Genomic DNA, 11760 nt, shown 5'->3' on the forward strand with positions numbered 1-11760 from the left:
GTTTGCCTATTGACTTTACTTCACAGCGTCAGATGGCGCGTCTTTCTCGATCACGCTGCCGTAGACATCGCGGTAGCGCTTCTTCTGCTCGCCGTTCTTCTGCTTGACCAGTTCATCGCGGTCGTTGACGCGGACGCGCTCGATCTTATGGCGGTCGTTGTCATCGCCCTCGACGCGGTCGACGCGGAAACGGGTCAGGGAGAGCTCGCGGATCTCCGGCTCGAATTCTTCCGACATGCGCTCCATGTCGCCGTCGACGCTGGCACCGTTCTCGAGTGCCCGCGAGAAGATGGCGGCGAACTCATAGCGCGTGATCGTGCGCGTGCCCTTGAACTCGCCATCCGGATAGCCCTCGAGCAGGCCGCGGTCGGCCAGCTTCTTGACGTAGACATACGCCCAGTGGTTCTCCGGCACATCCGGGAACAGGATGGAACGGCGCTTCGGCGCGTTTGCCGTGCCCTGCTGGCCGACGAGCGCTTCGAGCTTCTCGATCTTCTCGTCCTGCTTCTGGACGTAGTCCTTGAGCGCGAGGATCTCCTTTGCCATCGCGACGCGGCTGTTCGTCACATGGTTGCCCTGGCCGAACTTGAAGCTGATGCCAGCGTTGACCATGTTCTCGCCGCCGCCGACCGTACCGCCGACCGACAGCGTCGTGTCCTCATTCGGACGGTAGAACGCACCGACTGCCGCCGCATTCGCACCGCGGTAATTGCCGTAGCCCACCGCGAAATCCCACTTGTCATCCGGGTCGAAGTTCTGCGGATGAAGTGCCGCGAGAGCCGCAGCACCAGCACCGACGCGGTCGACACGGCGGTCGAGACTGCTGACCTCACCACCGAGCTTGCCGATCGCCTGGTCGCGCTGCGCGAGCTGGCTGCCGTTGACCGCATCCGTCGAATCCGGCGCAATGCGGCCCGGCGCGACGTTCTCGACCTTGTTGCCGCCCATATTGACCGCGCCCTGCTGGACCGTGATGTCCTTGTGCTTGTCATCGCCCTTGACCGTCAGACCGCCGTTGTTGATGGTCGTATTGCCCGTCGTGACTGTCTTGGCATCGATGCTGTCAATGCCCTTGAGGTCCTTGGCCAACTTGACCTGCATCTTAGCGTTATCGCCATCCTGCGAAACAACGACGCCGATGTTGTCGCCAGCCGCGTATTCCTTCGCACCGCCGTAGAGCTGGACATTATTGTTCAGCTTCACCGCCACGCTGCCAGAATCACCGCTGTACTTCATGCCATCGTCCATCGTGGCGACCTCATGGGAGACTATCTTTTCACCATCTTTCGTCGCGGCCGTCGTCTCGTAGTGGATGCGGGATGCCTTTTCGTCCTTGGCGTCGCCATCCTTCCCCTTCACATTCTTCGCGTAATCCAGCGTAGCCTGTCCGAGGATCGTGGAAAGGTCCGTGAAAGCACCATCCTTGCCATCTGCGCCCTTCGGGCCCGTCAGGCCGATATGGCCGACACCATCCCTGCCAGCAATCGAGACCGCATCTCTGCCGTCCTTGCCAGCGATGCCGACTTTGCCGTCGACACCATCCCTGCCAGCAACGCCGTTCGGACCGGTGATGGAAACGCCAGACTTGCCGTTCTTGCCATCCTTACCGGTGACGAAGAGGCCATCCCTGCCGTCTTTTCCATCCTTGCCATCATGGCCGATGACGACAGTCGTGCCGCCCTTTGTCTCGACCGTGACGTTGCCGTCCTTACCAGCCTTGCCAGCGTCGCCCTTCTGGCCGACCTTGAGCTGGTCGTTGAGCTTCAGGTCATAGACCTTCTGCCCATCCTCGCCAGTCGTCTGCTTCAGCTGGAGATTGCCATCCGTGTAGGAGCCGTCCGCTTTCGCAGCCGTGCCGCCATTGACGGTGACTTCCGTATGGTGCTTGTCGACCTCGTCGATCTTCGTGTTCACATCAGCAATCTGCTTGTTGACATTCGACTCGACCTGATGGAGCTGATCCTCTGTAGCAGCACGGCCGCTGACATAGGAACCATCCTTGTTCCAGGTCTTGTTGCCCAAGTTGGTGACATACTTGCCAGCCTTGTCAGTCTGGTTCGTAGCATTGCCATCCTTATCGTAGATGGTCAGGCTTCTGTCACCCCCTGCGATATTGCCGATCTTGACGCCATTGTCACCGCCAGCGATAATCTGGCCTTTCGAGCCATCGACAGTGACCTTGTTGTTGCCATCGCCGGCCGTGATCTTTGCGCCATTGCCGTCGATATCCACCTGTTTAGCCTTATTCGCAGCATCGCCCAAAGTGATATGGTCGTTCAAGTTGACCTTATTGTTGTCGTCCACTGTGATGTTCTTGCCACTCTTGGCCTGGACACCATCCGCGGCCGACTTCGCGATATTCGTGACATCACCGATGTTGGCGGCATTGTTCCAGTTCTCCTGGCCTTCAACCGTTGTGTCATACATCTTCCCATCTTTGCCGCTGGCCACGTTGGTAATCTGATGCTTGCCACCATCGATGCCCGTATTGGTGATGCTCGGGCCATTATCAATCTTGAGCCCCGTGCCATCCACTACGGTCTTCGAGGTTACATCCTTACCATCGACTCTGGTCGTCGTCGCATAGGAAGAACTGTTGAGCCCCGTCAGGTCTTTGTTCAGCTTGAGCAACAGTTCACCGTCTTCGCCATTCTTATTAGCTACAACAGCGATATTGCCGTCGACAAAATCATCTTTCGTCTTACCTGCTGCAACATTACCCTTGATAGTAACTGTCTTGTTCAGCTTGACCGAAGCACCATCGCCGAAATCACCGGCATACTTCTGGCCGTCATCCATCGTGGCGACTTCATGGGTAACACCATTGTGGTCTTCATAGACCACACGGTCCATACCATCCTTGCCGCCATGACCGTCCGTGCCATCGACACCGACCTGGCCATTCTTGACGTGGATATCAGCCGATGCGTTCTGACCATCTTTGCCGTCAGCGCCTTTCGGCCCCTTCGGGCCGGTCAAGCCGATATGGCCTTCACCATCCTGGCCGGAAATGGAAACTGCATCTTTGCCCGGCTGGCCGTCCTTGCCCGGCGTACCGATGGCGATCTTGCCATCGATGCCGTCCTTACCATTGAGGCCGTTCGAGCCCGTGATGCTGACGCCATTCTGGCCATCCTTGCCAATAACAGAGATGCCATCCTTGCCGTTGAGGCCGATGCTGGATTTGCCATCTGCACCCTTGAGACCAACGGAGCCATCTGTACCTTTCGCACCATCTTTGCCAACCGTGCCGAGGTTCAGATTATCGTTGAGTTTCAGGTCATACGTCTTCTGACCATTTGTATCCGTGACTTTCAGCTTCAGGTTTTCACCGCTATAGTCTGACGTCCCGGCAGGCTTTCCGCCTTCTACAGTCACGGCTGTATGTTTGCCAGCCGTAGTTGCAGCTTCTTTGACCGCGTCACTGATTGTCTTGAGCTGGTCTTCGGTAGCCGCACGGCCGCTGACGTATTCCGGCTTGTCGACATTCCAGTCCTTGTTATCAAGGCCCGTGACATAGTCGCCAGCTTTGTTTGCCTTGGCGGTAGTCGTATTGCCATCCTTATCGACAACTGTAATCACATCAAGAGTATTCTCGTCAAAGTGCTTAATGAGAATCGGGTCGTTTCCATCAGCAGCATCACCATTCTTGTTACCGCCGACGGTCAAGGAACCATCCTGATGCAAGTTGATCTTGTCATTCAGAGCAACCTTGATTGTTCCACCTTCGACAGAAGTCTGGATGTTGCCATTGCTCTTCTTAGTCTTTTCATCATACGTGCCATCGCCGCGAATCTGCAACGTATCGTTGAGTTTCTTGGCAACCGGTTTAGCCTTGCTATCATCACCGACGAAGTTCAGGCCATCGTCCAGTGTTGCGACGACGTGCTTGCCGCCCTGGCCGTTTTCACCATCCTGTCCATTCTTATAGACAATACGGGTGATGTCCTTGCCATCGACGCCCGGAGCACCCTGCTTGCCGACTTCACCGTCTTTACCATTCTGGCCCTTTTCGGTCGTGATGATGGTCGTCGTGATGCCCTGTTTGCCATCCTTACCATTGATGCCGTTCTTACCGGCGATGCCGATAGAACCTTCCTGCCCATCATAGCCATCCTTACCAGCTTCACCATCTTTGCTGTCTTTACCGACGGTAACACTATTGCCAGTGATGTCCTTATCCATGAGGACCTTGACCGTCGTGTTTCCATCAACGTCCTGTTCCACTGTCGTGGTCAGGTTGTCGTCAGTATAAGTATGGTTGGCTTTAGCATCTGAACCTTTGATATTGATGGTACTGTTCAGCTTATTGCTGACCGGATTAGCAGCGTTTTCCTTAGCTGCGGCATTGGCACCGATTTGCAGGCCGTCATCCATGGTGGCGACTTCATGGGTAATATGGTTGTGGTCTTCATAGACAATGCGATCCATGCCGTCTTTGCCGTTGTTTCCATCAGTGCCATCTACGCCGTTCTGACCATTCTTGACATGGATGTCTGCACTAGCATCCTTGCCATCTTTGCTGACAGGGCCGGTGAGGCCGATATGGCCTTCACTGCCGTCCTTGCCATCCTTACCATTGGTAACGCCGATGGTAACGCCATCCTTGCCGTCGTTGCCTTTCACGGAAATACCGTCTTTACCGTCCTTACCGTCATGGCCGATGACCACAGTGGTGCCCTTGCTGGTTTCGACAGTGAATTTGCCATCCGTACCATCTTTGCCGTCCTGGCCAGGCGTGCCTTTCTTACCGATGGCCAGCTGGTCGTTGAGCTTGATGTTGTAGGTTGTCTTGCCATTTTCATCCTTAGATGCGATAAGCAGGTTTCCTTTGGTAGAATCGCTATAGGCACCATATTTTCCGTTGGTTCCAACAGTAGCTGTTGTTTCACTACTATCTTTATCGTTGACCGTAACGACTGTATGCTTACCAGCTGTCGATGCAGCCTTATTGACCGCGTCACTGATTGTCTTGAGCTGGTCTTCTGTAGCCGCGCGACCGCTAACATAGGTCGGATTGCTTACATCCCAAGCCTTATTATCAAGGCCCGTGACATAGTCACCAGCCTTACCTTCCTTAGCGGTAATCAACTTGCCATTCTCGTCGACGCCTGTGATTACATCGAGCGTCTTATCGTCAAAGTGCTTGATGACAATCGGATCATCCACCGTTTTAGAACCATCCTTCTTATCGCCGCCGACGGTCAAGGAACCAGCCTGATGCAGGTTGATCGTGTCGCTCAGCGAAACCTTGACAGCACCATTGTCGACAGACGTCTTGATGTTGCCATCATCAGCTACAGTATTCTGTTTCTCATCATAACTACCGTCGCCGCGAATCTGCAGGGTTTCGTTGAGTTTCTTGTCAACTGTCTTAGAAATGTCATCACCAGCAAACTTCAGGCCATCACTCAGAGTAGCCACGGTCTGAGGATTGCTGCCATCCTTATCGGTATAGACAATGCGGTTGATGTCCGTGCCGCCAAGATTTTCCTTGCCGGTCTTCCCATCTTTGCCTGCCTGTCCTTTTTCCGTCTTGATAATGGTAGTGCTATATCCCTGCTTGCCATCAGTGCCCGGAAGACCATCTTTACCGGTGAGGCCAATGGTGCCTTCCTGGCCATCTTTGCCGTCAGAGGTATCCTTGCCAAGAATGACATTATCATTGAGTTTCAGGTCATAGGTAATCTTGCCGGTAGTAGTATCTTTCTTCTGTGCCAGGAGCAGGTTGCCTTTTTCTTTATCCGTATAGTTCCCAAGTTTTCCATCAGCAGCGACAGCAGGAGCTTCCACGCTACCATTGACGGTAACAGCCGTATGGGCAGAAGTGACGGCATTCTGTACGTTTTTCAGGTCTCCTACATTGACTGCATTGTTCAGCACATCACCGGTAGCATTTTTCAGTTCAACCTCATGGCCAGCTGCATCTTTCAAGCCGCTATCAACATGGGTAATCTGATTGCCGCCGTTGCTGAGGCCATTGTCTGTCAGCGATACAGTCGTCTTTCCAGCGCCCAACGTAGACGGAATGATTGTGATGCCCTTGCCATTCTGAACCGTCTCGCTCGTCTTATTCCCCTTGGCATCCTTTGTTACCGTGGTGACGCTGGTCAAGTCAGTGAGTTCTTTAGCGAGGCGAATGGTCAACGTATCTGTACCATTTGAAACAACGCCGACGTTATTTCCTGTCGACAGAGCATCCAGCTTTGTGACTCCACCGACAATATTGGTCTGTTCATTGAGCTTGCGGCTGAATGCATTCGCCTTTGCATCGATGGCCTGTACATCACCGGCATACTTCTGACCGTCATCCATCGTGGCGACTTCATAGGTAGTGTTGCCGTTCTTGTACTGGATGCGCGGAGCTTGGGTCGTGGTTGTCTGCTGTTCCCCTTCACCACTGGTCGTTTTGGTATTCTTACTATCATCCAGTGTAGGATCAGACATGATTGTCGACATCTGGATGGACGTGCTCGTGCCATCTGTCCCCTTCGGACCGGTCAGGCCGATGGAACCATCCTGGCCGTTGATGGCAACGGAAGAACCGTTCTTGCCATTGACCGTAATAGAACCATTAGTGCCCGGCACATCCTGCTGCTTATCATCTTTGCTATCAGCAGACCCCAAGTTGAGGTTGTCCTTCGTGGCGATCGAGATCTTGCCTTTATCCTGGGTCAAGGAAATATTCTTGCCGGCATCGATTGTCACGGTATCGCCCGGATGGATTAAGGTCTCTTTGTTGCCAGTCACCGCACCTTCGGACGATGATGCGGTCAGCTTGAAGCCGGAGTTGTTGATGGCATCTGCCACGCTATTGCCTGTTACATAGGCATTCTCGTTTGTAACAGGTTTTCTGTCACTGCCTGTATATGTCGGATTGGTAACGGTAACCTTACCAGTTGCCACAGCACTGTTTCCCGAGCCATTCGTTTCCGGCGACAAGGTGGCCGTGGCAATCTTCAAGTCATAGTTCTTGTGATAGTCTGTTAAATCAGTGGATGTAGCAATGGTCACAGAGTGGTCATTCGACGTGACAGTCGGCTGAGCGGCTTTGAGCTGGGCGACATTGACGGCGTCAGTATCATCGGAACCGGCTGCTACGTTGGTAATCTGACGGGTGAGCAGCTTCGTTTTCTTAACAAGGTTTCCATTGTCGTCATATTCTTTATATGTGGCCTGACCGCCAACCGACACAGCACCTGTGGTCGATTCCCAGGTACTTATCTTGTCCGTGGAGAGAGTATCCGGTTTCAGATAAGCCTTCTTTTCATCACCATAGGTTATGGTTGTCTTACCTGTATTAATATCGGTGGAGACGATGCTTTCCTTATTTCCTGCACCTCTCGTTGCAATGGATCCGGCACCGATGGCCACACTGCCTTCAGCCTGAGCTGTCGTAGAATCACCAACGGCAGTAGTGAACTGCGAATCTGCTGCTGTTGCACCGGTACCGATGGCAATACTGCGGGAGGCTTCAGCTGAAGCAGCATAACCTATGGCTACGCTACCGCCGCCATCCAGCGGATTTTTCTCATCATTTGTTTCCGTGCCGGCAATCGAACTCAGGCCCAGAGCTACCGAGTAGCGGCCAGCTGCCTTTGTACCACTGCCGATGGCCACAGACGAATCTTCGACGGCATGCGTGTCAAAGCCAATGGCCACCGACGAGTCTTTGGCTGCATCGGTATGAGAGCCCATGGCTATAGAATGTTCCCCTTTAGCGCCGGTATTGATACCAATAGCAATGGCCCCTTTGGCAGCAGCCTGTGTTGCGCTGACAGGATATGGCGTGTTTCCGGACTGATTGGTCTCAGACACATTGCCAAAACCGATGGCCAAGGATTGTGCACCGGAAGCCTCTGCATTCTGTCCAATGGCTACGGAGACTGCACTATCTGCATTATCAGCCTTGGTATCCTTACCGAGTGCAATCGAGTTCTCGTTACTTGCGGTGCCGCCCAGACCGGCGAGAGAATTGTTACCCGAAGCGGTGGAATCGATGCCGAAGGCGGTTGCGGCTTCGCCGGAGGCAGTGCTGTTTTCGCCGAAGGCGGTGGCGTTGTCACCGGAGGCAGTTGTCGAACTGCCGAAAGCCGTGGTCTGTTTGCCGGAAGCTGTAGTGCTGAGACCGAAGGCCGTGGCATTGTCGCCCGAAGCCGTCGTTGTCTTACCAAAGGCCGTAGCAGCTGCCGCCTTGGCCTTAGTGTCGTTGCCGAAGGCCGTGGCGTTGTTGCCGGAAGCTTCAGTGGAATAGCCGAAGGCGGTGGCATTCTTGAAACCGTTCAGCGTATAGCCATTGCTGCCCGGTGTTGCTTTGTCCAGGGTGACGGGAATGCTCTTCATATCCGCAGACGCCGTTACCACAGGAATTCCCTTTGCATTTCTTACTAATTTTTCATTTTCGTCATACTGGTACCAACCGCCATATTTACCGCTATAGAGATCCTTGACCTTGGTGACAGTTCCATCGGCATTGACCTTGACTTCCGCAATGCCGCCCTGATAGTCCTCTACGTAGGTCCCAGTCGTACGATCGGCCTTGGTGCCGGTCACTACCACATAATCATGGATATCGCCGCCACTGGGGATGCCCATGCCTTTGATGGAGTAAGTAGTCGTTTTTCCTTCTGCACTGGTTGTCGTATACGCCTTGTTGCCGTAAGAATCCATGCGCGAGCCATCGGTCAGCTCAAGGGCTCCATTATCGTCCAATGCCGCACCGGCTATGTTATCTGTGCCAAAGGCAAAGGACATGGAGCCGGCTGATACTGAATTGTCACCGAATGAAGTAGCGTACTGCGACAGCGCCCGTGAACGATTGCCAAAGGCCGTAGCGCCGCTGGAAAAAGCAGCAGCTCCATTGCCAAAGGCCACAGAATCATTATAGTTAGCTGTTGTGTTTTCACCAAAAGCCAGAGAACGTCCGCCAAGCGCCTTGGTTCCGTTACCAAAAGCCACGGCATTCTGGCCGGTATACTTGCCATTTTTATCTGTTATCGTATTGCCTGCCTGGGTGCCATAGCCAAAAGCAACGGATCCCTCAGACACTGCCCACGAACCTTCGCCAAAAGCAACTGATGCTGTGCTGCTGGCTTTGTTCCCTTTGTTCGCATCATTATAGCCGCCGCCAAAAGCCAGCGAGTTCTGGCCTTCCGCAGTATTATACTGGCCAATGACCATCGCTCCCTGTCCAGTTGCGACAGCATTCGTGCCAATGGCAATAGAGTCTACCCCTTGTGCCTTCGCACCATTACCAACAGCTACAGAGCGCACCCCAGTTGCCTTGGCGCTGACACCGGCTGCAAGGGCATTGCTGCCGGTATCGGCATCGTAATTATAGTTGGTATCGGTCGTGGTGTTAGTAGAGTTGACGCTGTAATCGTGGATGGTGCCGGTGCCGGTCTGTCTCAATGCGGCTTTGAGCTGGGCCACGTTGACGGCATCCGTATCCTCCGTACCAGCGGCAATGGAGTTGCTGGCAGCCTGATAGAGGGTGACGGAATAGAGTTCGTCCGTGTTGTCCTCTTTCTTGTAATTGTATACCAGATTTCCCGCACTGTCCTTGTCGGCCTTTGTGGCATCGCTGGTGGCGACAGTTTCCTCGTTGCCAATGACAAGATCGCCCTTTCCATCATATGATGTGGAACCGTCGTTGCCGAGGTCGATGGTCGTATCCTCTGCTGCCTGGGCGGCCTGGCTGGACGACGGCAGGCCGAAGTTCAGGGCCAGGGCCAGCGGCAGTATGTACACACCTCCCGGCATCTTTTTGGCATGTCTGGAGTGCTCCTTGCCGCCATTTCTGGCAATCTCGGAGACGACGACGTAGCAGTTCTTGACTTTGCTCCATACGACTTTGTAAATGTGGTTCATCTTGCTTCCCCCATCCGACATATTTTTAGTTCTTCTCGTGTTGATTTCCCTTGTGTCGCCGGATGTGGAGCGTGTCCTCCATGACTGGCCTATGCCGTGCTCAACAAACCGGTTCCATTGTAAAGTTGCAATCCATCTTGTTACAAACTTTATGTTTTTATTATTATCATACATCATTTTAAAATAAAAGTCACGTGTACCCTTAATGAAGCAATGCGATTTCGACATATATACCTTATCTTCTTTGACTTTTATCACGTTCGATTAACATTGCTCCAAACAAGCGGTCTATTCGGAGTCTTTCTCGCGTCTTTCGCTGTTGCAGGAACAGAATGCAGCATGAGGGTCCTTCTTCCCGCTCTTTTTACTCAAAAGAGGATTTTGCTTGCACGATGTCGAAGATTCCTGAAACACTTGAGAGAGCCACATGAGGTGGCTCCCAGCAGAAGGGAGATTTTTTTGATGCATTTCCAGAAACTCATGGATGATTTCCTGCTTCACTATCTCAATCACTTCGACAAGCACTGCTTCAATGTGAAGCTGCACGACCGGGAGTACACGATCGGTCAGGGTGAGCCGGAGTTCACGGTAATCGTGCACAAGGATGTCCCGAAGAAGGAGCTCCTGGAATCGACGGAGCTGGCGCTCGGCGAGGCCTACATGCGCGGCGACATCGAGATCGAGGGCGACCTCTTCCACATGCTCTGCACGTTCCTCGAGCAGGCGGACCGCTTCTCGCTCGACCGCAAGGGACTGCGCAACATCCTCTACATGTCGGAGAAGAAGAAGGACCAGGCCAAGGAGGTCTCGTCCCATTACGATTTGGGCAATGAATTCTACAAGCTCTGGCTCGACCCGACGATGAGCTATTCGTGCGCGTACTTCAAGCACGAGGACGACACGCTCGAGCAGGCGCAGCGCAACAAGGTGGACTACATCCTCGAGAAGCTCTACCTCAAGAAGGGCATGACGCTCTTAGACATCGGCTGCGGCTGGGGCTTTTTGCTCATCGAGGCGGCGAAGAAGTACGGCGTCAAGGGCTACGGCTGCACGCTCAGCAAGGAGCAGTGGAAGAAGGGCCAGGAGCGCATCAAGGCGGAGGGGCTCGAGGGCCAGGTGCAGATCGAGCTCGTGGACTACCGCGACCTTGAGGACAAGGGGCTGATCTTCGACCGCATCGTCAGTGTCGGCATGATGGAGCATGTGGGCCGGTCGAACTACGCGACGTACATGGAGACGGCAAACCACCTGCTGAAGGACGGCGGCATCTTCCTCCTGCACACGATCACGGGCCACGATGAGGTGGTATCGGAGCCGTGGATCCGCAAGTACATCTTCCCGGGCGGGACGCTGCCGTCGCTGCGCGAGCTCATCTCGCACGCCTACGATGCGGACTTCCGCGTGCTCGATGTGGAGAGCCTGCGGCGCCACTACTATCGGACGCTGATGTGCTGGTACCACAATTTCCTCAAGGTCCACGATGTGGTCGCGGGCTGGAAGGACGAGTCGTTCGTGCGGATGTGGGATCTCTATCTCGCGGGGTGTGCGGCGGCGTTCTACATCGGGTACATCGATATCCACCAGGTGCTGATGACGAAGGGCAACAACAATGAGCTGCCGATGACACGCTGGTATTAAGGAGCGGTTCCGGTGGCGCGCAGGGATGGATTCCGGCTTCGTCGCTCCGTTGAAATGGCCCTCATCTCGGCTGTGTGCATGGAGGCGGTGCGCCGCCTGCCGCGGCGGACTTTCATCGACTGCTCTTGCGCATGCGACTGAGGGCCAGCCCTGCGGGCGGTCACTTCGCTTCTGCAGGCGGAATCCATCCCTGCGCTGAAGGTACGCTACTGCAAACGAGGGCGCTCGGGGCCCCCCCCTGCCCCATTGCGC

General features: G+C 54.3%; 3 protein-coding genes and 2 pseudogenes. 2 read left to right on the forward strand and 3 right to left on the reverse strand.

Annotation, left to right across the window (positions count from 1 at the left end; genetic code table 11):
* Positions 1-15: 15 nt before the first annotated feature.
* Positions 16-8712 (reverse strand): S-layer homology domain-containing protein, encoded by an 8697-nt coding sequence (locus tag T518_RS11950; RefSeq protein ID WP_248617143.1) that lies wholly within the window; start codon positions 8710-8712, stop codon positions 16-18.
* A gap of 198 nt (positions 8713-8910) precedes the next feature.
* A pseudogene (locus T518_RS12420) lies at positions 8911-9432 on the reverse strand (hypothetical protein); the annotation flags it as partial.
* Here T518_RS12420 and T518_RS12300 point away from each other — a divergent pair.
* Positions 9382-9639: a hypothetical protein gene (locus tag T518_RS12300; RefSeq protein ID WP_244881877.1), complete on the forward strand. Its 258-nt coding sequence runs from the start codon at positions 9382-9384 to the stop codon at positions 9637-9639. The pseudogene T518_RS12420 and the gene T518_RS12300 overlap by 51 nt on opposite strands.
* A 141-nt stretch (positions 9640-9780) precedes the next feature.
* Here the strand turns inward: T518_RS12300 and T518_RS12425 are convergent.
* Positions 9781-10098, reverse strand: a pseudogene (locus T518_RS12425) (ESPR domain-containing protein); the annotation flags it as partial.
* A 234-nt stretch (positions 10099-10332) separates the two neighbouring features.
* Here T518_RS12425 and T518_RS03000 point away from each other — a divergent pair.
* Positions 10333-11508, forward strand: coding sequence for a class I SAM-dependent methyltransferase (locus tag T518_RS03000; RefSeq protein WP_036375110.1), 1176 nt, complete (start codon positions 10333-10335; stop codon positions 11506-11508).
* The last annotated feature ends 252 nt before the right edge of the window (positions 11509-11760 follow it).

This window comes from Mitsuokella jalaludinii DSM 13811, assembly GCF_000702905.1.
GTDB lineage: Bacteria > Bacillota > Negativicutes > Selenomonadales > Selenomonadaceae > Mitsuokella > Mitsuokella jalaludinii.

Bases quoted from the DNA above. Each gene is read 5' to 3' on its own strand.
- T518_RS03000 (WP_036375110.1), top strand. From the start codon at position 10,333: ATGCATTTCCAGAAACTCATGGATGATTTCCTGCTTCACTATCTCAAT.